Genomic DNA, 19,591 nt, shown 5'->3' on the forward strand with positions numbered 1-19,591 from the left:
TCTGGCGAGAAGTCTTCCAGAACAATGCGACATGTGAAATTTTACACGTCACGTGTCAGCCGCCCGTGTTTCCCCAGCACGTGGCCACAACGGCCCCGGAGGCCCCCACAGATGCATCCCTTCCGGATATCGAAGACCCAGGCACGAAGACTTCCCGCGCTCGGCGCGGCCGTCTTCATCACGCTCGGTATGTTCACGCCGCAGAGCCAGGCCGCCCCCGTCGGCGCCGAGGCCGGGTCAGGGGCGAACGCGAGCGGGGCCGCCGCCTCCGCGCCCCGCGCGATCCCGGTCCCCAAGTCGCCGCACGCGATGAGCAACAACACCCGCTTCCGGATCTCCTCGCAGGAGAGCCTCGAAGAGTCCCCCGCGCGTCCCGCCCCCGCCGTCAAGGCGGGCAAGCGCCGCACCGCCTTCGCGGGCGACTCGTGCAGCGACCTCTCGGGCGTCATCAACTCCACGGGCAGCGCGCTGGTCCAGGAGCTCAAGTCCCTGTCCCGGATCGACTGTACGTACCCCCTGTTCAAGCTGACGGGGGACAACGCGGGCAAGGCCTTCCCCGAGGCCAAGATGGTGACCGTCGCCAACGCCCTGCGCGACGCGTCCACCACGTACACGGGTGACAACAGCGGCGACATCGGGCAGCTGGTGCTGTTCCTGCGCGCCGGCTACTACGTGCAGGACAACAACGCGGCCGCCGTCGGCGAGTACGGCACGGCCCTGGCGAGCGCGGCGCGCGGCGCCCTGGACGCCTACTTCGGCAACCCGCGCAGCAAGGACGTCACCAACGCCAACGGCGAGATCCTCAACGAGGTCGTCACGCTGATCGACAGCACCCAGGAAGCGGGCCGCTACGCCGGCTTCGTGAAGTGGCTGCTCGCCAACTACAACGGCACGTGGCCCGAGCAGATGAACCTCTCGGTGCAGCACGTCGAGTGGGTCGCCGAGAACGGCTTCAAGGCGAAGAACGACGCGCGCGGCTGGCGCGCCGCCCTCAAGGCCGACCCCACCATCATCGACACCTGGGCCTCGTTCATCACGCGCAACGAAGCCGAGCTGAACCGCCTGGACGTCGTCAGCAACGTCGGCCGCCTCCTGGGCTTCGGCCTGGACGTGCCCGAGCTGAAGCCCCGGGTCCAGCCGCTGGTGAAGACCCTGATCCACAAGTACCCGAACGTCGGCCCGACCGCGCCGATCACCATGAACCTGGGCTGGGCCACGCGCCAGTTCGACCGCGGCAACTGCGCCACGTACGGCATCTGCGACCTGGGCGAGCGCCTGCTCCCCGTGGTCCTGCCGACCCAGCACGCCTGCAACCCCGACCTGAAGATCCGCGCCCAGGACATGTCGCCCGGCCAGCTGGCGAGCACCTGCACGAGCCTGATCAACCAGGACGCGTACTTCCACCGGGTCATCGGCGACAAGGGCGCCATCCCCGGCGACGTCAACACCAACCTTGAGGTCGTCGTCTTCGACGACTACATGAACTACGCGCTGTACGCCTGGGCCTTCTACAACATCGACGTCGACAACGGCGGCATGTACGAGGAGGGCGACCCGTCCAAGGTCGGCAACCAGGCCCGCTTCATCGCCCACGAGGCCCAGTGGCTGCGCCCGAGCTTCCAGATCTGGAACCTCAACCACGAGTACACCCACTACCTCGACGGCCGCTACAACATGCACGGCGACTTCGAGGCGAGCCTGACCACGCCGACCATCTGGTGGGTCGAGGGCATCGCCGAGAACATCTCCTTCGGCTACCGCAAGGAGCGCAACTACGACGCGATCGTCGAGGCGGGCAACAAGACGTACAAGCTCAGCGAGCTGTTCGACACCGTCTACGGCCAGGACGAGGACCCCGAGGTCAACTCGAACCGCGTCTACCGCTGGGGCTTCCTCGCGGTCCGCTACATGCTCCAGAAGCACCCCGCCGACGTGCAGGCCGTGCTCACCAAGTACCGCGCCGGTGACTGGACCGGGGCCCGCACCCTGCTGAAGCAGACCATCGGCACCTCCTACGACGCGGACTTCGCGAAGTGGCTGGACGCCTGCGCGGCCACCGACTGCGGCCCGCTGCCCGAGGGTCCGGTCACCCCCGACCCCGACACCGCCCCGCTGTGCACCATCAGCGACCCGCGCCAGTTCAACGAGAACTGCCGCAGGGAGGGCCTCGCCGCCACGACCGGCAACTACAGCTACCACTTCGTGAACCTGCCCGCCGGGATCAAGCAGCTGAAGCTCACCAGCAGCGGCGGCACCGGCAACGCCGACCTGTACTACGGCGGCAGCAGCTGGGCCACCCCCACCAGCTTCAAGGCGAAGTCCACCAACACCGGCAACGCCGAGACCCTGACGATCGACAACCCGCCGTCCGGCTGGGTCTACTTCACCCTCGTCGCCGAGCAGAGCTTCAGCGGCGTGACCCTCTCCACCCAGGCCAAGTGATCCGCTCCGCCGGGGCCCCGACCGGGCCCCGGCGACCGGGCACCGCCTAGGGGACGACCCCGGCACCTCTCCGGGCTTTCCCGGAGTGTGCCGGGGCGTTCCCGCTCCTAGCGTGCGGGTATGTCAACTTCCCTGCGCGTCAAGGCCATCGCGATGTGTACGGCGGTGCTCGCCGGCACGGCGGGCACCGCCGCCGCGACGACCGCCACGGTCGCTTCGACCGCCGCGCCCACTTCGACCGCCGCCACCTCCGCCGCCGCCTCGTCCGCCGCCGCCGTCCCCGACCCGCTCGCCCGCTTCCACGGGCAGCGCGTCGACTGGCGCTCCTGCGCCACCGGCCCCGGTGACGAGCTCGGGCGGAAGCTGGACGCCGCCGGTGCGGACTGCGCCGACCTCACCGTGCCGCTCGACCATTCCGCCCCCGGCGGCCGTACCCTCACCGTCGCCGTGTCCCGCCTGAAGGCCACCGACACCGCCCACCGCGTCGGCCCGCTGCTGCTCAACGACGGCGGCCCCGCGGGGCCGAGCCTGCACATGCCGCTGACGGTGTCGAAGACGATGGGCGAGGTCGCGGGCCGCTACGACCTGATCGGCATGGATCCGCGCTTCGTCGGCCGGAGCACCCCGCTGGACTGCGGCTGGGACACCGGTTCGGCCTTCCTGCGCTCGGCGGGCTCCGACCGGGCCGCGTACCGCGACGAGGTCGCCCTCGCGCGCGACCTGGCCGCGCGGTGCGAGCGCGCCCACGGCGACGTGCTGCCGTACGTCACCACCCGCAACACCGCCCGCGACATGGACGTCGTCCGCGCGGCGCTCGGCGCCGACACCCTGTCCTACCTGGGCTATTCGTACGGCAGTTACCTCGGCGAGGTCTACGCCCAGCTCTTCCCCGGCCGCACCGGCCGCATTGTCCTCGACGGCGTGAACCCTCCGGAGTCCTACAACCAGACGCTGCTGCGCGGCGCCGAAGCGGTCAACGAGGAGGCGCTGCGGGCCTGGGCGTCGTGGGCCGCCGCGCGGCACGGCACCTACGGGCTGGGTGCCACGCGCACGGCGGTCCTGGCGAAGGTCGGGCACGTCCTCGACGCGGCGACGGACCGCCCGCTGCGGATCGAGAAGCGCACCGAAGACCAGAGCGGGAAGCAGAGCGGGAAGCGGTCCGGGGGCGCGTACCTGCTGGACGAGCACGTCCTGCCCGCACTCTTCGTCGCCGGCCTCGGCAGCGACCTCGACGGGCGGCGCGCCGACCTGGCCGCGACCGTCCGCGTCCTGGCGCGCGCCGCCGACCGCGAGCCGGTCGAGCCGTCCGAAGCGCTCGCCGGACAGCTGGAGTTCCTGCTGACCCCGGCGGGCTCGGCCCCCTCCAGCCAGATGGCCGCGATCATCTGCGGCGACGTGGCCGAGCGGCGCGGCACCGGCAGCTACTGGCGCGCGGTCCAGGACTCCCGCGCTAGGTTCCCCCTGGCCGGACCGCTCGCCAACAACATCACCCCCTGCGAGTTCTGGGACCGCCCGGCCGAGTCGCCGACCGTGCTCGACGGCGACGTCCCGGCCCTGCTCGTCGCCGCCACGGGCGACCCCCGCACCCGCTACTCCGGTGCCCAAACCGTGCGCGCGCAGTGGCCGGGCTCCCGCCTGCTCACCGTGACCGGCGCCCGCCAGCACGGTCTGTACGGCGAGTACGGCAACGCCTGCGTCGACGGCACCGTCAACGCCTACCTGCGTACGGGCCGCCTCCCGGCCGAGGACCCGACCTGCGCGGCACGCCCCTGACCCGCTCCCCCGAGAGCGACCTGCTCTCCCGCAGGTCGGCCGCCGACGAGGTGCCCGGCACCGCGATGGCCGAGGTCAGGCGAGGACCGCACGTACCGGCTGTCGCGGGTGCTGGCGGCCGAGGAGCTACCCGAGGCGGCGCAGCGGCCGGACCGGGTCGGCCTGGACCGGATCTGGCGGGAGCGCTCCCCGCGGTTTCTCTCCGGCGGCGACCACCTCGCCGTCCGCGCGGAAGAACCCTAGGACCCCAACGGGCCCGACGGACCCGAGGAGCCGGACGGGCCCGGGAAGCCCGACGCGGACGGCTGGCTGCGGCTCGAAGCGACCTTCCAGGACGAGCGGCACGCCCGATGGGCGCTGTGGCGGCTCGGCACGGACGCGGAGGCGCTGGCCCCGCGGTCGCTGCGCACCTGGCTGCGCGACCGCGCCGCCGCGCTCTCCGCCCGCTACGAGGACCCGTCCTGACGGTACGTCAGGACACGGTGGCCTCGACGATGCTCAGGACCGTGGGGGTGGGGACGACCCGGCTCAGGGTCAGGCCCGCTTCGGCGAACAGCGCCGCGAAGTCCTCGTGGGTGCGCTCGCGGCCCACCAGGGAGGCCATCATCAGGAGGTCCAGGTCCTTGGCCTGGTGCGGGCGGTTGTCGGGGGCGACGACCGCGTCCACGACGAGGATCCGGCCGCCGGGGGCGAGCGCGCGGGCGCAGGCGCGCAGCAGCGTGACGCACTGGTCGTCCTGCCAGTCGTGCAGGATGCGCTTGAGCACGAGGAAGTCGCCCTTGGGCACGTCGGCGAAGAAGTCGCCCTCCTCGGTGGACCACCGTCCGGTGAGCGCCGCGTCGTCGCTCAGCTGGTTGCCCGACAGGACGTGGGCCTGGTCGTAGAGCACGCCGTGGAGGCCGGGGTTGGCGTGCAGTACGGCGGCGAGGAACCCGCCGTGCCCGCCGCCGACGTCCACGACGGTGCCGGTCTCCGGGAAATCGTAGGCGGCGGCGATCGGGCCGTTCTCGACGCCGGACATGGCGGCCATGCCGTCGTGGAAGACGGCCGCGGTCTCGGCGTCCCGGGCGAAGTGGTCGAAGAACGGGGCGTCGAAGACGGTCTCGAAGACGGATTCGCCGGTGGTGAGGCAGTGGTCCATCCGCCCGGCCGGGAGCCAGAACGTGGGGTCGGTGAGCATGAGGACCGCTTCCCGTACGGATCCGGGGGCGTCGGACCGCAGCGCCCGGCCCGCGGGTTCGAGCCGGAAGCGGCCCTCGCCGTCCTCCCCGAACAGGCCGCGGGTGGCGAGCAGGCGGAGCACCCGGGTCAGCGCCTGGGCGTCCGTGCCGCTGGCGGCGGCCAGTTCGGCGGGCGTGCGCGGCTCGTCGGACATGTGGTCCGCCACGCGTACGACGGCGGCGGCCCTGAGCGCCGCGGGGAGGACGAAGCCGAGCGCGGTCCCGATGAGCGCGGCGCCCGCCGCCTCCCCGCTGTCCCCTCTGTCCCCGCTGCCCGCCGCCCGCCCGTCGACGGTGCCCGTGTCGCTCATCTGCCCGGCTCCTTCCGCTTCCGCTGATCAGTCGTGCACAGCCCTGCCCCACGGCCGGGTCCGGCAACCGCCTCCGCGCGGCCTACAGCTCCAACAGGGGTTCCAGGACGTGGAGTCGGCGGCGGATCTCGTCCAGGGGCGGGGTCCGCTCGCGGTCCAGTACGAGGTAGACGAAGATGCCGCCCTCGCGCAGCCGCGGCAGGGGCCGGATCACGTGCAGCTCGTCGGCCAGGGTGATCAGGATGTCCTCGACGCTGTCCGGGGCGTAGCCGAGGAGTTCCAGCGTGTAGAGCTTGGCGCGCATGACGTCGCTGTCCCCGTAGGCGACCTTGTCCATGTCGAGCCCGCTGCCGCGGTCCAGCGATCCCAGGACCTTGCGCTGCTGGAAGTCGACGATCGCGACGCCGGTGGCACCGGGGATCGCCAGTGCCTCCTCCAGGACCGTGTCCATGGTTCCCATGCGGCTACGCCTTCCCCTGGCAGGCGGCCGGGAGGGCGTCGGTGTGCCGCCCCCCGGCTTTTCAAGGCACGCACGCTAGCGGAGACACCGGGCGGCACGCACTCGCGCGGGCTTCACTCCGCGTCAGGTCTGCGTCAGGTTGACGGCGCGTCGGCGGGGCGGCGCAACCCGCGGTGACCATGGCCGGAAATGATCGTTCCTCACTGCATGAAAAACACACGCACTCCGGGCGGCGCCCGTCGCGCCCTCGCCGCGCTGGCCCTGGCCGGCGCGGCGGTCCTCCCGCTCGCCGCGGCCGCGCAGGCGGCCCCGCCCGACGACCTGACCGTGCACGGCACCGGCACGGTCGCCGCCGACGGCACCCTCACGCTCTCCGGCACCTACCGCTGCCTGCCGCACGGTCCTGGCCCGGTGTTCGTCGGCAGCACCCTGGACCAGGACGGCGGGTCAACCACCCTCGAAGGGATGCCCGCGCGCTGCGACGGCCGCGTCCACGGGTGGACCAATACCGGCCACGCGGACGCCTCCCGCCACCGGCCGGGCCCGGCCGTCGTGCGCGCGAACCTGACCCGGCTGTCCACCGAGTCCGGCCTGCCCCTCCCCCGTTTCCTCGCCCTTGAGGACGCGCCGGTCGAGCTGCGCCCCGTACCGGTGCGCTGAACGCCCGCGGGGCGGCGTACCGACGTGGTGTCGGGTACGCCGCCCGGTGGGACGGCTCCGGGTTCGCCGGAAGGGGCTACTTCGGGTCGCGGTCGAACACCGCCTTCGCCCAGCGGTGACCGAGCACCGTCAGACCGACGCACCAGGCGACGGCGATCCAGCCGTTGTCGCCGATCTCGCTGCCGAGGAGCAGACCGCGCAGGGTCTCGATGGCGGGCGTGAAGGGCTGGTACTCGGCGACCGGCTGGAACCAGCCGGGCATCGCGTCGATGGGCACGAAGGTGCTGGAGATGAGCGGCAGGAAGATCAGCGGCAGCGCGTTGTTGCTGGCCGCCTCGGCGTTGGGGCTGACCATGCCCATCCCGACCGCGATCCAGGTGAGCGCCGTGGCGAACATGACGAGCAGTCCGAAGGCAGCCAGCCATTCCAGGGCGGTGGCGTCCGTCGTACGGAAGCCGATGGCCACGCCGATGGCACCCACCAGGACCACGCTCGCGACCGCCTGGAGCACGCTGCCGACGACGTGCCCGAAGAGCACGGACCCGCGGTGGATCGCCATGGTGCGGAAGCGGGCGACGATGCCCTCGGTCATGTCGTTGGAGACGGAGACCGCGGTCCCGATCGTGGTGCTGCCGATGGTCATCAGCAGCAGGCCGGGAACGAGGTAGGCGAGGTACTCGGAGCGGTCGGCGCCGCCCCCGCCGATGCCCGCGCTCATCACGTCGCCGAAGACGTAGACGAAGAGCAGCAGCATCATCACCGGGGTGAGCAGCAGGTTGAGGGTGAGGGAGGGGTAGCGGCGCGCGTGCAGGAGGTTGCGCCGCAGCATGGTGGACGAGTCGCGGAGGGCGAGGGAGGCGCTCATCGGACGGTCTCCTTGGTCTGGTCGCTGACTGCGGCGCCGGTGCTGCCGGTGCCGGTGCCGCTGGCTCCGGTGCCGGTGCTGCTGGTGAGGGCGAAGAAGACGTCGTCGAGGTCGGGGGTGTGCACGGTCAGCTCGTCGGCCTCGACGCCGGCTGAGTCGAGCCAGTCGAGGATGGAGCGCAGCTCGCGCTGGCTGCCGTCGCTGGGGAGCTGGAGGGCCTGGGCCTCGTCGTCCCGGGCGGCTTCGCGCAGCGCGGCGGCGGCCGACCGGTAGGCGCCGGGGTCGGTGAAGCGGAGGCGGATGTGCCCGCCGGGGACGAGGCGCTTGAGTTCTTCGGCGGTGCCCTCGGCCGCGATCTTCCCGCCGTTCAGTACGGCGATGCGGTCCGCGAGCTCGTCGGCCTCCTCCAGGTACTGCGTGGTGAGGAAGACGGTGACGCCGTCGGCGACCAGCTGGCGGATGATCTGCCACATGTTGTGGCGGCTGCGCGGGTCGAGGCCGGTGGTGGGCTCGTCGAGGAAGATGATCCGCGGGCTGCCGACCAGGGTCATCGCGATGTCCAGGCGGCGCTTCATGCCGCCGGAGTAGGTGGCGGCGGGCTTCTTCGCCGCTTCCACCAGGTCGAAGCGCTCCAGGAGTTCGGCGGCGACCCGCCGTCCCTCCCGCTTGGACAGGTGGTGCAGATCGGCCATGAGGAGCATGTTCTCCTCGCCGGTGATCAGTCCGTCGACGGCGGAGAACTGCCCGGTGACGCCGATCGCGGCCCGTACGGCCTGCGGTTCGGCGGCCAGGTCGTGGCCCGCGATCCGCGCCTGGCCGCCGTCTGCGGTGATGAGGGTGGACAGGATCTTCACGGCGGTGGTCTTGCCCGCGCCGTTCGGACCGAGCAGCGCGAACACGGATCCGGCCGGGATGTGCAGGTCGATGCCGTCGAGGACGACCTTGTCGCCGTACGACTTGCGCAGACCGGTGGCGGAGACGGCGGTACCGGGCCGTGCGTCGCCGCCCCGACTGGACGTAGACATGGGCATGGGCATGGGCATGGGCATGGGCATGACAGAAGAAGGCATGGGGCCCTCCTAGGAGAAGGCTGGGGTGACGGGTGGTGTGGGCGGGGCGGGCCCCGAAGGTGGGGAACGTGGCGCCCGGGGTCGGACCCCGGCTCGGGCTCAGGCCTTGGCGCGGAGGATGTCGATGTTGCCGTAGCGCGTGCGGGCGCGGACCTCGACCGTGTCGTCCGTCTTCCCCGGCGTCTCGGACGCGGCGAGCATGTTGCGCACCTGGCCCGAGCCCGAGCTGACGTCGAGCCAGGCGGCCGTGCCCTCGCGGACGCCGATCTCGATGGCGCCGAAGGAGGTCTCCAGCTGGACGGTGCCGCGGGCGACCTCGCTCACGCACAGGCCGCCGTGCGCGGTGGTGGCGGTGACCGAGTCCTCGGCGCGCCGGATCTCGATGTCGCCGTTGGCGCCGCTGACCCGCAGCTCGCCGATCGCGGCGCCGACCGTCGTGCTGCCGTGCGAGTTCTTGAGGACGCCCGAGCCCTCGATGACGCCGATGCGCATGCTGCCGGAGCTGGTGGTGATCTCGGCGGCGCCCTCGACCCGGTCCACGGTGATCGAGCCGTGCGACGCGATCAGCTTCAGCGGGCCCGTCGTGTCGAGCCGGACGTCGCCCGCCGAGGTCTTCACGCGGGCCTCGCCGAGCCTGCCGCCGGCGAGCACCTGGGTCCAGGCGCCGGTCACGTCCACGCTCGACCCGGTGGGCAGCTCGACCGTCACGTCGACGACACCGGTGCGGCCGAACAGGTTGGCCTTGGGCGTCCTGACGGTCAGCACGCCGTTCAGGTACGTCACCTCGGTCCGGTCGGCCGTCCGCACGTCCAGGTCCTTCTTCGGGTCGCGGGGCCGCACGTCCACGACGGTGTCGGCGCGGTCGGCGGCGGTGAACTGGATGGAACCGGCCTCCACCTGCGCGGTGACCGAGATCGCTTCGGGGGTGTCGAAAGAAGGCATGGCTGTCCCGTCCTCTTGGCTCTTCGGGGCGTCCCCGCTGGTGGGACGTGGTGTGGATGAAGTGGTGCGGGTGCGGGAAGGGGCGCGGTCAGCGCACCCAGCCCGTGATGCTCTGGCCGATCGTGCGGGGCTTCTCCGTCGTGCGCGGCCGGGTGCCGCCCTCGACCGCGGCCGACACGGCCCGTACGAGCCACGCGTTGACCGAGAGGCCGTCGCGCCCCGCGGCCTCTTCGGCGCGGGCCTTGAGGTGGGCCGGCAGGCGCAGGTTGACGCGGGCGGTGCCGCCCTCGTCGCCGTCGGCCGGGGCCTTCGGCGGTTCGAGGGGCGCGGCGGGCTCGACGGGGGCGCCGCCGTCGACGGGCGGCAGGGTGACCACGAAGTCGGGGTCGAGCCCGCGCAGCCGTACGTCGACCGAGCCGGGGGCGAGTTCGCGGGTGATCTCGTCCATCGCGGCGGAGAGCACGTTGAGCATGGTCAGCCGGGTCGCCGACTCCAGGGGGGCGGTGAGCCGCTCGGCCAGCTCTCGTGCGTCTTCCCCGCCGGCTTCGGCGGCCACCGCGAGTTCGCGGCGGAGGTTGTCGACATACGGGGTGAGGTCCATGACGTCATCATGGCACCATCATGGTGCCACACGCAAGCCGGGCGGCACCAAATCTGCACCGACTCTCGATCCACCCCATCTGACCTGCGCAAACGCAAAAAGATCGATTGCGTCATCGTGGCGCCACGGAGGCTCTACGAGCCCAGATGGCACACCATGGCGCCACAGCGCACCATCTGGCACCACATGACGTCACACGCGCCGGGGCGCCCTCCGGCCCCGCACGCGCGAAGACCCCCGGCGGTCACCCCGCCAGGGGTCTCGACGACGCGCGGAATCCGGCGCTCAAGCGGCGCGGCAGAGCGCCGCAGGGCCGACCGGGGCCACGGCGCGCCCCACGGGCACGGACACGGGACGGGCCGTACGGACCTCGACCTGGACCTCGACCTCGACCTCGACCTGAGCCTCATCCCCGGCCCGCGAACGGCCGCGCGCGAAGACGACGAGGCGCAGCACCACGAACCTGGCAACCCCGGCGAGCGCGGACGCGGACAGGTAGACGGCCTGTTCGAGCAGCACCCCGGGCGCCGCGACCAGCTGCTGGAGGACGAGCATCGCCACGCAGGTCAGGAGGTACGCGGCCGCCGCCGACCCGGCCGACTGCACGTGCTGGCGCCAGGTCGCGCGCCCGCCCGCGCCGAAGGTGAAGCGGGCGTGCAGCTCGGTGGCGAGGAGCGTGGAGACCACGGTCGTCAGGGCGTTGGCCAGGACCCAGGGGATCCAGGAGGCGAGGGCCACCACGGCGAAGCTGGAGGCGAGCCCCACCCCGCCGCCGCAGAGCACGAAGCGCGCGAAGGCGGCGAAGGCTCCGGACTCCGACCGCTGCTGATCCTGCGCTGCCCCCATGACCCGACCCCTCCGACGGCTCTCTCCCCGAGGCGCGCACCCCTCGACCCGACAGGCCGAGGAGCCGCGCCACCAATGACGCCATCATGGCACACACATGGCACCTAGCGCATCAGGGTTGGCGCCACATCGCATCACCGATGGCGCCAAGGCAGGGAGAGAAGCTCGGAGAGATATGGATGTACGCAGGTCAGCGGCGCTGCTCCAGCGCCGAGGCCAGGCGCGAGCCGACCCGCTGCTTGAGCCAGCGCAGCGCGCGCAGGCTCCCGGCCGCCTGGTCCAGCCGGTAGTACAGCTGGGGCGGCACGTGGGGCAGCAGCGGCGAGTGGCGCTGACCGAGCAGCGCGAACATCTGCTCGGGTTCGAGGGTCACGTAGCGCGTCAGGTTCTCGTACCACTGCGCGCTGAGCCGCGCCGCGCTCTGGGCGGGCAGCAGCGCCCTCCTGCGCTCCTGCCCGTAGCGCTCCAGCGCGGCCCCGATGCCGTCGCGCGGGGCGTCGCCGAGGGCCTGGGCGAGGCTCATGGCATCGCGCATGGCCAGCGTGGTGCCGGCGCCGATGGAGTAGTGCGTGGTGTGGGCGGCGTCGCCGACGAGCACCACGTTGCCGTGCGCCCACCGCTCGTTGGTGACCGTCGCGAAGGGCTGCCACTGGGCGTGCCCCTCGATGTCGGTGCGACCGAGGAGCGGATGCCCTTCGAGGACGTCGCAGAAGGTCCGCTCCAGCAGGCGCAGCGCGACGTCCTGGGGCAGCCGGTGCAGCCCGAGGCCGGTCCAGGTCTCCTCGGAGCACTCGACGATGCAGGTGCTGTGCTCGGCGCCGAAGCCGTAGGCGTAGCACCAGATCCAGCCGTGCGCGGTCTCGACGAAGGAGAAGGTGAAGGCCTCGAACACCCGGGTCGTGCCGAGCCAGATGTACCGGTTGGCACCGTGGCTCACCCGGGTGCCGAAGGATTCCGCGTGCCGTTCGCGGATCCGGCTGCGGGCGCCGTCGCCCGCCACCACCACGTCCGCGTCGGGCACGGAATCCCCGTCGACCTCCCGGTCGAATTCCAGCTGTACGCCGAGTTCCTGGGCGCGGTCCGCGAGGATGCCGAGGAGGCGGTGGCGGCTGACGGCGTACCCGGTGTCGCCGCTGTGGACGGTCGTCCGGCCGTTGACGTGCGCGACCCCGTCCCGCCAGCACAGCGAGTCCGCGAGGATGCGGCGGGCGGAGGGCTCGTCGTGCCGTTCGAGGGTCTCCAGCATGTCGGGCCAGTACGTGACGCCCCAGCCGTACGTGGTGCCCTTCGGGTGCCGTTCGTACACGGCGACCTCATGGCGAGGATCTTGCAGTTTGAGCAGAATGGAAAGGTAGAGGGACGCCGGTCCCCCACCCACGCAAGCGACTTTCACGTGAAAACCCCTGGATTCGATACGAGCGGTTCGATGTGTACGCACGGTGCGATTTCCTCACCGCATCGCCCGCCCGCATCGATTCCCCTTCACGTACGAGGGAAATGGGGTTCTCTGAATCCGTTCTCGCCGTTCACGCGGCCGGGGGACCCGGGAGGGGGCCGGAGCCCGGGGACCGCTACTGGACGCTGGGGACCAGGTTGGTGACGGGGGCCACCAGGTCGGTGATCTGGTGCAGCTGGTTCAGCTCGTTGATCCGGCTCAGCCCGTTCAACTGCTCCGTGGCGGAGGGCATCTTGGCGGCCTGCTCCTCCGGGAGGCCCATGGTGGTGATCTCGTCGAGCGTGTCGGCGGCCGACAGCGACATGGCTTCGGGCTGCGTCGCGGCCTGCGCTGCGGGCATCGCGAGCCCGGAGGCGCCCGCGATGAGGGCGATGGCCGTGGCGATGCGGCGTGTGGAGTTCATGCCCTGGCAAACGGCTCAGGCACCGAGCGGTCACGATGTCCCGGCCGATCGGGTGGTCGTTCGGACACGGGATCAGCCGGTCCAGAAGTCCCACCAGCGGGTGAGGACGAGCATGCCGACGACCCCGATGTGCAGGACTGGCGGCACCCAGGGGAAGTCCTCGGCCACCGTGCGCGGCGCCCGGCCGCGGAAGAGGTGTCCGCTGCGGACGTTGTGCGCGGTCACGTGCCAGAACATGAGGATCGTCGCGACCCAGGCGAGGCAGCACCACAGGCAGAGCGCGTTGATGGAGTACAGCGACTGGTACTGGAGCCAGCCGCAGAAGCCCACGCCGAACAGGCAGCCGGCGTTGAGGCCGAGCCAGAACCAGCGGCTGAACCGCGCGCCCGCCAGGAGCGCGGCCCCGACGCACACGACCATGCCGTAGGCGACGAGGCCGAGCATCGGGTTGGGGAACCCGAAGACGGCCGCCTGGTCGCTCTCCATGACGCTCCCGCAGGAGACCACCGGATTGAGGCTGCAACCGGGGGTGAAGCCCGGGTCTTCGAGCAGTCTGAACTTGTCGAGGGTGATGACCCAGGCCGCGAGGAGCCCCGCCGCGCCGGTGAGCACGAGCAGCACGGCCAGTGCCCTGCCGCTGCCGCCCGCCGCCGTCGGGGGGCGGTGGACCGGTGCGTCCGGCCGGTGTCCGGCGCGCTCGGGCATGCTCAATACGGTCACGGGTCTTCTCCACGCACTCGTTGGCTGAGTCACAGGTTCTGAATGGGCCGGTGCGGCGGGCGACATCGAACGGGCCGTCAGTGCGGAGTCCTGCCAAGCCAATTCCGCCACCCGGCTGGACTAACGGAACTCCTGTGGCCGCGCCGGAACGACAGTGGCTGGCTAACGTCGAAACGTCTGTCCCCACCACTGTTCGAGGAGCTGGAACATGAAAAAGCTTGCCGCCCGCGGGTTCGCCACCGCGGTGCTCGCCGTCGCCGCGACGATTCCGCTGGCCACATCGGCCGGAGCCGTGACGCCGACGACCGCATCCGCTGTCGCACCGGCGGCCGCAGCAGCGACGCAGCTGCACCCGTGCGGCTACGACCCCCACTGCTGGGACTACTGGCACTACCACCACCACGGTGTGGGCCTCGGCCTGGGAGTGGGCCTGCTGGTCTGACGTCCGGCTCATCGTGTACGCCCCCGGCAGCGAATCCCACTCGCCGCCGGGGGTCGCCGGTCTCCCGGGCAGGTCAGCGGCGCAGGCTGCGCACCGGCACCAGGGCGTGGGCGCTCGCTTCGAGGAGCGTCTCGTCGGAGACGTAGGCGCTCAGGGACTCTTCGTCCACGGGCTCGCCGGGAACCGCGGCGGGCCAGGCCCGGGTCGAGCCGATGAGGTAGACCTGGCCGCGTTCGCGCGCCGCCTGTTCCCACTCGGCGGGCACGGCGCACTGCACCTTCATGGAGGCGAGCGTCAGGGCCGCCTGTCCGGCCTCCACCAGCAGGGAGATGGGGCTGCGGGGCTGCTTGGCGAGATCCAGCTGTTCCCCGAACCGCAGGCCCAGGCCGGTGAGCATGGCGTTCATCGCCTCACCACTGGCGTCGGCTCCGTCCTTGCCGTCCCCGAGGGGATAGAGCAGCAGGAAGGGGGTGCTGGGGTCCTCGGCGTCCGGGTCACTGGCCCACGGGAGGACGACGACCGTTCCCAGAAGGGAGGTCTGGGGCATGGCGGTTGCTACGGAAGCTGAACTCATAAAGCGCGATGCTAATGCCGTGAGCAGCCTGCTCCAATTCCGTCACCCGGTCGGACGGGAACACCGGGAAAAGGGCTCCAGAGGCCCTCGATAATCCGTCCATACGTACGAGCGCACATCATTCGGTTCGATAGAGGTCGGTGTCCGGGCAGGCAGAACAGATACGACAGGCATTCGTTGTCCCAGACGGCACGTTCTTTTTCGTGCCTGGCTGGGGCCGGAGTATCTCCGGCGCCTGCGACACGGTGGGTTCAGGCAGGAGGTCCAGTGGAGGAACGGACAGAGCGGCATGCGTCAGCGACTTCGAGCACCTCGGTTCAGAGCGTTTCCCGGCGAGCGGCGTTGCGGACGGCCTTCGTCCTCGCCGTCTGCGCGGGCACGGGCGGCGCACTCGCCCGGATCGTCGACGCCCCCGGGGCACCGGCGGGCGGCACGCGGGGCCAAGGACGACCCGGATCGGCACGCAGCACGGTCTTCGACGAGACGTACCGGGGACACCGGCTCCAGGGCTACTCCGCACACGCGCGGGGAGGCGGCCCCCACCCCGTCGTGGAGGCGTATATCGACGGGCGTCCGCTGCATCTGATGCGGTGTGCGGGAGGCGGCTACCTGAGCCCGCTGGACCACTACGAGTCCTACCCCACGGCCCGGGAGGCGGCGCGCGCCGCCGCGGTGGAGCTGGGGACGACGAAGCTGGCGACGGGCACTGCTCACGGTGGAGCAGGGCGGGGAGAGGCCCATGGTGTACACGCGTAAGAACCAGCGCGACCTGACGCGCACGGAGCGCAAGAAGTTCGTGAGCGCCGTACTGGCCCTGAAGAAGAAGGGGATCTACGACGACTTCGTGCGCACGCACATCGAGTACTACACGGCGGACGGCGACAGCGGTCTGCGCGCGGCCCACATGGCGCCCTCGTTCCTGCCGTGGCACCGCAAGTTCCTGCTGGACTTCGAGAACGAGCTGCGCAGGATCGACCCGACGGTCTCGGTGCCCTACTGGGACTGGACGGAGGACAACACGCCGACCGCCTCGATCTGGGGCGAGGACTTCATGGGCGGCAACGGCAGGCGCGGGGACCACCAGGTGATGACCGGGCCCTTCGCCCATCGCGGCGGGCACTGGGACATCACGGTGAGCGTCACCGAAGGGCGCTTCCTGACGCGGGACTTCGGCCGTCCCGCGCAGCCCGTGAACCTGCCCACCAGGGAAGAGCTGGAGTGGGCGATCAACGATCCGCTCTACGACTCCGCGCCGTGGAACTCCACGAGCCCCGACGGGTTCCGCAACAAGCTGGAGGGCTGGAGCCGGGGGTTCGGCGCCGACCGGTGGCGCAACCACAACCGGGTGCACCGCTGGGTGAGCGGTCTGATGCTCGGCGGGGCGTCCGTCAACGACCCCGTCTTCTGGCTGCACCACTCGTTCATCGACGCCGTCTGGTCGCACTGGCAGAAGCTGAACCCGGGGGCCGTCTACCTCCCCGAGCGCGCGTCCGGCGGCAAGGTGGTGGGCCGCCACGAGCCGATGCCGCCGTGGGACACGACGCCCGCGTCGATGTGGGACCACAGCCGCGTCTACCGGTACGCCTGACGTACGGCGCCGGATCCCTCCCCCGTACACGTGCGGAGGGCATGCGAACGGCCCGCGGCATCGCCGCGGGCCGACCGCGGGTTCGTCCCGAGGAGACCGCGTCCCGCTGGGGGAAGCGCCCGGGGAGCGATCAGCCCCCGTAGCCGCCATCGGCGTCGCTGTTCGAGCACGCGTTGCCGAACGCCGGGTTCAGCAGGCCGATCACGTTGACCGTGTTGCCGCAGAGGTTGACCGGGACGTGGACCGGAACCTGCACGCTGTTGCCGGAGCCGACGCCGGGCGAGTTCGTGGCCGCACCCTGAGCGCCCGCGTCGGCCATGGCCACGCCGGCGCCGGCGAGCGCGAGGGCGCCGGTCCCGGCCAGGACCGCCACCGCGTTGGTGATGCGAGACATCAAATTCTCCTTCGTTGCGAAAAGTGACCGCAGGTTCGCAGTCACTCTCCTATAACGCGTTGACAATGCCGGGGTAACGGCCGAGTGCGGCCGCGGGGTCACCGGGGACGGATATGTTCAGGGCGCCCTCCGGTATTCGGGACCGGATTGCGGGCCGTTCAGACGGCCGACTCGACCCCCAGGTCCGAGACGAAGTCGCCGCGCAGGGCGGGGGTCAGCAGCGCGGCCTCGGGGAGCCTCACCTCGGGCAGCCCCAGCTTCTCGGCGCTGGGGGCGAGCGGGCGGCCGAGGGAGGCGCCCGGGGTCTGCGTGGTCAGCTCGGACGCCGGGGTGGTGACCAGGGCGCGGCCCAGGTCGTTCTCGTCGTCCAGGCCGGAGGGCAGCGGCGCGGAGAGGACCGTCGAGGGCAGCTCGCTGGTGATCGGCGTCCGCGGCAGCATCAGCTCGGGGGTGGCCGACTCCTCGCCGCCGGGGTGCTCGTGCCGGACCTCGGGGGTGCCGGGGACGGGCACGGGGACGCCGGTCTCCAGGGTCGGCGGAGCCATCGGCAGGGCTGGCGCGAGGCCCTGCAGGGGAACGATCACGGGGGCTTCCGTCGCCATCGCGGGGGCGGCGACGGCGGCGGAGGCGAGGGACGCGGCGAGCATTCCCAAACCGGCAATCGCTTTGAGCTTCATTCTCTTAACCTTTCACGCGGACGGTGTTCGGGCTGTCTGCCGTGACAACGAGCGGGACCCGGAAAGGAGTACTTGATTAGCCGGAGTGCAGTAATGCGTCACCCGAATCGGAGCCCGTACAAACGGATTGGCTCCGCGGCGGGGCCGCGGAGCCAATCCGTTCGTGCGGGCCGACCAGGCGTACTCCGTCAGCTGTTGGCGGCCTGGTTGCCGAAGGCAGGGTTGAGTCCGCCGATCACGTTCCCGGTGTTGCCCGTGGCGTTCACCGGGACGTGCACCGGGAGCTGGCCGAGGTTGCCCGAGCCGGCCCCCGGCGAGTTCGAGGTGGCGCCCTGCGCCGTGGCGCCGTTGCCGTCCATGGCGAGCGCGGTGCCCGACGCGGCACCCGCGGCCATGCCCGCGGCGGCGATGACGAGAGCGGCCTTCTTGGCGGTCTTCATTTCCCTGACCCTTCCCTTGGATGCGTGCACAAAAAGCCTATGGACGCACCGGCAACGGCCGCCGTACAACACGGTGAGGGCCTGCCAATTACCTCGATCAGCGCATTGCGGCGGGAATTGCCGACGGGAAAGGCGCCCGGTGTTCCGCCGGGTCAGGAGAGGGGCAGGCCGCCCAGCAGCGGCACGGCGCTGCCGGTGCTGCCCAGGCTCTCGGCCGTCTGCTTGACGTCGCCCACCACCGGGGCGTCCGTCAGGTCGGACTGGATCATGTCGGCGTCCATGTGGCTGCTCAGCGTGTCGACGGCGCCGGTCAGGCTGGTCGGGGTGAGACTGGCCGGGGCGACGGCGTCGGCAGCCATGGCGGGCGCGGCGGCACCGAGGGCCATGACCGATCCGGCGACGACGGCGGCAACCTTCATGGGCTTCATGAAACGATTCCTTTACTTGTTGGCAAGTGGCGTTGTTCGCAGGAGCGTTGAGGTTCCCGCAAGGCGCTCTTGCCTTCTGTAACGAGCCCCCGGCGCTGCGGAAACTCCACAGTCGAAGAATCTGCTCCCATACACCCGGATGACAGGTTCCGGTCCTATTCTCGGAACAATGCGGCGGGGCGCGGACACATGAAGGTGCCGTGCCCGCGCTGTGGTTCGCGCGGGCACGGCACCGGGGTACGGATCAGTTGGCGCCCGGGAGCTTCGGCACCGCCGGGACCGGCAGACCGGTGTCGGGCAGCTTCGGGGTCTCGGGCAGGGCGGGGGTCTCGGGGACCTTCGGGGTCTCGGGCAGGGCAGGGGTTTCGGGGAGCTTCGGCGTCTCGGGGAGCTTCGGCGTCTCGGGCAGGCCCGCGCCGGGGACCTTGGGGAGCTCGGGCATGCCGGGCAGCTGCGGAGTGGGCAGTCCGCCGGAAAGCACCGTGGCGACCACGAAGTTGACCAGCGCGTTGACCGTGGCCTGGGCCTGGGCGAGCGCCCCGGTGGCGTCCCCCTTCGTGACGGCGGCCAGGAGGGCGGCGACGCTCTTCTGCACGGTGGCCAGTGCGTCGTCCTTGAGGTCCGCGGGGGTACCGGGCTTGGGCCCCTCGGCCCGGAGCAGAGCCTTCGGCAGGGGCAGCGCGGGTACGGCGGCCGCCTCGGGCAGCGCGGGCACCGCCGGGGCGGCGGCGGGGACGGCGGGCGTCTCCGGAAGCGCGGCGGGAACGGCCGGTGCGGCCGGAAGCGCGGCGGGTACGGCGGGGACGGCGGGGGTCTCCGGAAGCGCCGCGGGAACGGCCGGGAGCACGGCCGGGACGGCGGGCGTCTCCGGAAGCGCGACGGGGACGACCGGGAGCGCCGCGGGTGCGGCCGGGAGCGCGGGGGTCTCCGGGAGAGCGGCGGGCTTCTCGGCTTCGGCGGCGGGCTTTTCGGGCGCCGCTTCGACCGCCGGCTTTTCCGGTGCGGCGGGCTTCTCGGGTACGGCTTCCGCCGCGGGCTTTTCCGGCACCGCGGGAACCGCGGGATTTTCCGGTACGGCCGGGACCGCGGGCTTTTCCGGGATCGGCAGGCCGGTCTCGGGGAGCTTAGGGGTCTCTGGGACGGCTGGGGTTTCCGGGACTGTCGGGGCTGCCGGGATTTCAGGTACTGCCGGGGCCTCAGGGACAGTCGGGGTTTCGGGAAGTGACGGGGTTTCCGGTACCGCCGGGGTTTCCGGGACCGCAGGGGCCGCCTTCTTCAC

Annotated in this window: 22 protein-coding genes and 1 pseudogene; 7 read left to right on the plus strand and 16 right to left on the minus strand. The window is 71.6% G+C overall.

All coding sequences use genetic code 11. From position 1 onward, the window contains the following. Nucleotides 1-111: 111 nt before the first annotated feature. The 3 genes and pseudogenes from ACIBNE_RS34110 to ACIBNE_RS34120 all read left to right on the plus strand — a co-directional run. Nucleotides 112-2,442 carry a collagenase gene (locus ACIBNE_RS34110; protein ID WP_399278602.1) on the plus strand — a complete coding sequence of 777 codons (2,331 nt, stop codon included), beginning with the start codon at nt 112-114 and terminating at the stop codon, nt 2,440-2,442. A 120-nt stretch (nt 2,443-2,562) separates the two neighbouring features. Beyond that, nucleotides 2,563-4,215 carry an alpha/beta hydrolase gene (locus ACIBNE_RS34115; protein WP_399278604.1) on the plus strand — a complete coding sequence of 551 codons (1,653 nt, stop codon included), beginning with the start codon at nt 2,563-2,565 and terminating at the stop codon, nt 4,213-4,215. A 72-nt stretch (nt 4,216-4,287) separates the two neighbouring features. Continuing rightward, nucleotides 4,288-4,680, plus strand: a pseudogene (locus ACIBNE_RS34120) (helix-turn-helix transcriptional regulator); the annotation flags it as partial. A 7-nt stretch (nt 4,681-4,687) separates the two neighbouring features. Here the strand turns inward: ACIBNE_RS34120 and ACIBNE_RS34125 are convergent. After that, nucleotides 4,688-5,746, minus strand: coding sequence for a methyltransferase (locus ACIBNE_RS34125; protein WP_399278606.1), 1,059 nt, complete (start codon nt 5,744-5,746; stop codon nt 4,688-4,690). Nucleotides 5,747-5,828: 82 nt separating this feature from the next. Further along, nucleotides 5,829-6,206 carry a hypothetical protein gene (locus ACIBNE_RS34130; RefSeq protein ID WP_399278608.1) on the minus strand — a complete coding sequence of 126 codons (378 nt, stop codon included), beginning with the start codon at nt 6,204-6,206 and terminating at the stop codon, nt 5,829-5,831. 207 nt (nt 6,207-6,413) lie between these two features. Here ACIBNE_RS34130 and ACIBNE_RS34135 point away from each other — a divergent pair, with 207 nt between their 5' ends. Next, complete coding sequence (locus ACIBNE_RS34135) at nt 6,414-6,866, plus strand: DUF6299 family protein (protein WP_399278610.1); 453 nt, start codon at nt 6,414-6,416, stop codon at nt 6,864-6,866. 76 nt (nt 6,867-6,942) lie between these two features. Here the strand turns inward: ACIBNE_RS34135 and ACIBNE_RS34140 are convergent, their stop codons facing one another. The 8 genes from ACIBNE_RS34140 to ACIBNE_RS34175 all read right to left on the minus strand — a co-directional run bounded on the left by ACIBNE_RS34140 (nt 6,943) and on the right by ACIBNE_RS34175 (nt 13,754). Further along, nucleotides 6,943-7,731: an ABC transporter permease gene (locus ACIBNE_RS34140; RefSeq protein ID WP_399278612.1), complete on the minus strand. Its 789-nt coding sequence runs from the start codon at nt 7,729-7,731 to the stop codon at nt 6,943-6,945. Further along, complete coding sequence (locus tag ACIBNE_RS34145; protein ID WP_399278614.1) at nt 7,728-8,756, minus strand: ATP-binding cassette domain-containing protein; 1,029 nt, start codon at nt 8,754-8,756, stop codon at nt 7,728-7,730. Before ACIBNE_RS34145 ends, ACIBNE_RS34140 begins: the two co-directional genes overlap by 4 nt. Before the next feature lie 144 nt (nt 8,757-8,900). After that, nucleotides 8,901-9,743 (minus strand): DUF4097 family beta strand repeat-containing protein, encoded by an 843-nt coding sequence (locus tag ACIBNE_RS34150; RefSeq protein ID WP_399278616.1) that lies wholly within the window; start codon nt 9,741-9,743, stop codon nt 8,901-8,903. A gap of 88 nt (nt 9,744-9,831) precedes the next feature. Then, on the minus strand, nt 9,832-10,344 hold the full coding sequence (locus ACIBNE_RS34155; protein WP_399278618.1) for a hypothetical protein: 513 nt from the start codon (nt 10,342-10,344) through the stop codon (nt 9,832-9,834). A 285-nt stretch (nt 10,345-10,629) separates the two neighbouring features. Continuing rightward, nucleotides 10,630-11,190, minus strand: a complete 561-nt coding sequence (locus ACIBNE_RS34160; protein ID WP_399278620.1) for a GtrA family protein — start codon at nt 11,188-11,190, stop codon at nt 10,630-10,632. A 190-nt stretch (nt 11,191-11,380) separates the two neighbouring features. Continuing rightward, complete coding sequence (locus tag ACIBNE_RS34165) at nt 11,381-12,583, minus strand: FAD-dependent monooxygenase (protein WP_399278622.1); 1,203 nt, start codon at nt 12,581-12,583, stop codon at nt 11,381-11,383. A 178-nt stretch (nt 12,584-12,761) separates the two neighbouring features. Then, entirely contained in the window at nt 12,762-13,049 is a 288-nt protein-coding gene (locus tag ACIBNE_RS34170; RefSeq protein ID WP_399278624.1) for a hypothetical protein, read from the minus strand. 72 nt (nt 13,050-13,121) lie between these two features. Next, on the minus strand, nt 13,122-13,754 hold the full coding sequence (locus ACIBNE_RS34175; protein WP_399278928.1) for a vitamin K epoxide reductase family protein: 633 nt from the start codon (nt 13,752-13,754) through the stop codon (nt 13,122-13,124). A gap of 223 nt (nt 13,755-13,977) precedes the next feature. Here ACIBNE_RS34175 and ACIBNE_RS34180 point away from each other — a divergent pair, with 223 nt between their 5' ends. Further along, nucleotides 13,978-14,211 carry a hypothetical protein gene (locus ACIBNE_RS34180; RefSeq protein WP_399278626.1) on the plus strand — a complete coding sequence of 78 codons (234 nt, stop codon included), beginning with the start codon at nt 13,978-13,980 and terminating at the stop codon, nt 14,209-14,211. Nucleotides 14,212-14,284: 73 nt separating this feature from the next. Here ACIBNE_RS34180 and ACIBNE_RS34185 read toward each other — a convergent pair whose 3' ends face one another. Then, complete coding sequence (locus tag ACIBNE_RS34185; RefSeq protein ID WP_399278628.1) at nt 14,285-14,785, minus strand: DUF5949 family protein; 501 nt, start codon at nt 14,783-14,785, stop codon at nt 14,285-14,287. A gap of 267 nt (nt 14,786-15,052) precedes the next feature. Between ACIBNE_RS34185 and ACIBNE_RS34190 the strand changes: the two genes are divergently transcribed. Next, the gene (locus ACIBNE_RS34190; RefSeq protein WP_399278630.1) at nt 15,053-15,541 is read left to right on the plus strand and encodes a tyrosinase family oxidase copper chaperone; all 489 of its coding nucleotides are present in this window, start codon (nt 15,053-15,055) and stop codon (nt 15,539-15,541) included. After that, the gene (locus tag ACIBNE_RS34195; RefSeq protein ID WP_399278632.1) at nt 15,525-16,373 is read left to right on the plus strand and encodes a tyrosinase family protein; all 849 of its coding nucleotides are present in this window, start codon (nt 15,525-15,527) and stop codon (nt 16,371-16,373) included. Before ACIBNE_RS34190 ends, ACIBNE_RS34195 begins: the two co-directional genes overlap by 17 nt. 130 nt (nt 16,374-16,503) lie before the next feature. Here ACIBNE_RS34195 and ACIBNE_RS34200 read toward each other — a convergent pair whose 3' ends face one another. The 5 genes from ACIBNE_RS34200 to ACIBNE_RS34220 all read right to left on the minus strand — a co-directional run bounded on the left by ACIBNE_RS34200 (nt 16,504) and on the right by ACIBNE_RS34220 (nt 19,360). Then, nucleotides 16,504-16,767 (minus strand): chaplin, encoded by a 264-nt coding sequence (locus tag ACIBNE_RS34200; RefSeq protein WP_399278634.1) that lies wholly within the window; start codon nt 16,765-16,767, stop codon nt 16,504-16,506. A gap of 158 nt (nt 16,768-16,925) precedes the next feature. After that, nucleotides 16,926-17,444, minus strand: a complete 519-nt coding sequence (locus tag ACIBNE_RS34205; protein ID WP_399278636.1) for a hypothetical protein — start codon at nt 17,442-17,444, stop codon at nt 16,926-16,928. Between the two features lie 188 nt (nt 17,445-17,632). Next, entirely contained in the window at nt 17,633-17,884 is a 252-nt protein-coding gene (locus ACIBNE_RS34210; RefSeq protein WP_399278638.1) for a chaplin, read from the minus strand. A 152-nt stretch (nt 17,885-18,036) separates the two neighbouring features. After that, nucleotides 18,037-18,312 (minus strand): hypothetical protein, encoded by a 276-nt coding sequence (locus ACIBNE_RS34215; protein ID WP_399278640.1) that lies wholly within the window; start codon nt 18,310-18,312, stop codon nt 18,037-18,039. Nucleotides 18,313-18,556: 244 nt separating this feature from the next. Continuing rightward, nucleotides 18,557-19,360, minus strand: a complete 804-nt coding sequence (locus ACIBNE_RS34220) for a hypothetical protein (protein ID WP_399278642.1) — start codon at nt 19,358-19,360, stop codon at nt 18,557-18,559. Nucleotides 19,361-19,591: the final 231 nt, after the last annotated feature.

This window comes from Streptomyces sp. NPDC050504 (assembly GCF_044458065.1).
Classification (GTDB): Bacteria; Actinomycetota; Actinomycetes; order Streptomycetales; family Streptomycetaceae; genus Streptomyces.

Excerpts from the sequence above, each read along its gene's own strand:
- ACIBNE_RS34110 (WP_399278602.1), top strand. The coding sequence starts at position 112 with ATGCATCCCTTCCGGATATCGAAGACCCAGGCACGAAGACTTCCCGCG.
- ACIBNE_RS34115 (WP_399278604.1), top strand. The coding sequence starts at position 2,563 with ATGTCAACTTCCCTGCGCGTCAAGGCCATCGCGATGTGTACGGCGGTG.
- ACIBNE_RS34125 (WP_399278606.1), bottom strand. The coding sequence starts at position 5,746 with ATGAGCGACACGGGCACCGTCGACGGGCGGGCGGCGGGCAGCGGGGAC.
- ACIBNE_RS34130 (WP_399278608.1), bottom strand. The coding sequence starts at position 6,206 with ATGGGAACCATGGACACGGTCCTGGAGGAGGCACTGGCGATCCCCGGT.
- ACIBNE_RS34135 (WP_399278610.1), top strand. The coding sequence starts at position 6,414 with ATGAAAAACACACGCACTCCGGGCGGCGCCCGTCGCGCCCTCGCCGCG.
- ACIBNE_RS34140 (WP_399278612.1), bottom strand. The coding sequence starts at position 7,731 with ATGAGCGCCTCCCTCGCCCTCCGCGACTCGTCCACCATGCTGCGGCGC.
- ACIBNE_RS34145 (WP_399278614.1), bottom strand. The coding sequence starts at position 8,756 with ATGTCTACGTCCAGTCGGGGCGGCGACGCACGGCCCGGTACCGCCGTC.
- ACIBNE_RS34150 (WP_399278616.1), bottom strand. The coding sequence starts at position 9,743 with ATGCCTTCTTTCGACACCCCCGAAGCGATCTCGGTCACCGCGCAGGTG.
- ACIBNE_RS34155 (WP_399278618.1), bottom strand. The coding sequence starts at position 10,344 with ATGGACCTCACCCCGTATGTCGACAACCTCCGCCGCGAACTCGCGGTG.
- ACIBNE_RS34160 (WP_399278620.1), bottom strand. The coding sequence starts at position 11,190 with ATGGGGGCAGCGCAGGATCAGCAGCGGTCGGAGTCCGGAGCCTTCGCC.
- ACIBNE_RS34170 (WP_399278624.1), bottom strand. The coding sequence starts at position 13,049 with ATGAACTCCACACGCCGCATCGCCACGGCCATCGCCCTCATCGCGGGC.
- ACIBNE_RS34175 (WP_399278928.1), bottom strand. The coding sequence starts at position 13,754 with ATGCCCGAGCGCGCCGGACACCGGCCGGACGCACCGGTCCACCGCCCC.
- ACIBNE_RS34180 (WP_399278626.1), top strand. The coding sequence starts at position 13,978 with ATGAAAAAGCTTGCCGCCCGCGGGTTCGCCACCGCGGTGCTCGCCGTC.
- ACIBNE_RS34185 (WP_399278628.1), bottom strand. The coding sequence starts at position 14,785 with ATGAGTTCAGCTTCCGTAGCAACCGCCATGCCCCAGACCTCCCTTCTG.
- ACIBNE_RS34195 (WP_399278632.1), top strand. The coding sequence starts at position 15,525 with ATGGTGTACACGCGTAAGAACCAGCGCGACCTGACGCGCACGGAGCGC.
- ACIBNE_RS34200 (WP_399278634.1), bottom strand. The coding sequence starts at position 16,767 with ATGTCTCGCATCACCAACGCGGTGGCGGTCCTGGCCGGGACCGGCGCC.
- ACIBNE_RS34205 (WP_399278636.1), bottom strand. The coding sequence starts at position 17,444 with ATGAAGCTCAAAGCGATTGCCGGTTTGGGAATGCTCGCCGCGTCCCTC.
- ACIBNE_RS34210 (WP_399278638.1), bottom strand. The coding sequence starts at position 17,884 with ATGAAGACCGCCAAGAAGGCCGCTCTCGTCATCGCCGCCGCGGGCATG.
- ACIBNE_RS34215 (WP_399278640.1), bottom strand. The coding sequence starts at position 18,312 with ATGAAGCCCATGAAGGTTGCCGCCGTCGTCGCCGGATCGGTCATGGCC.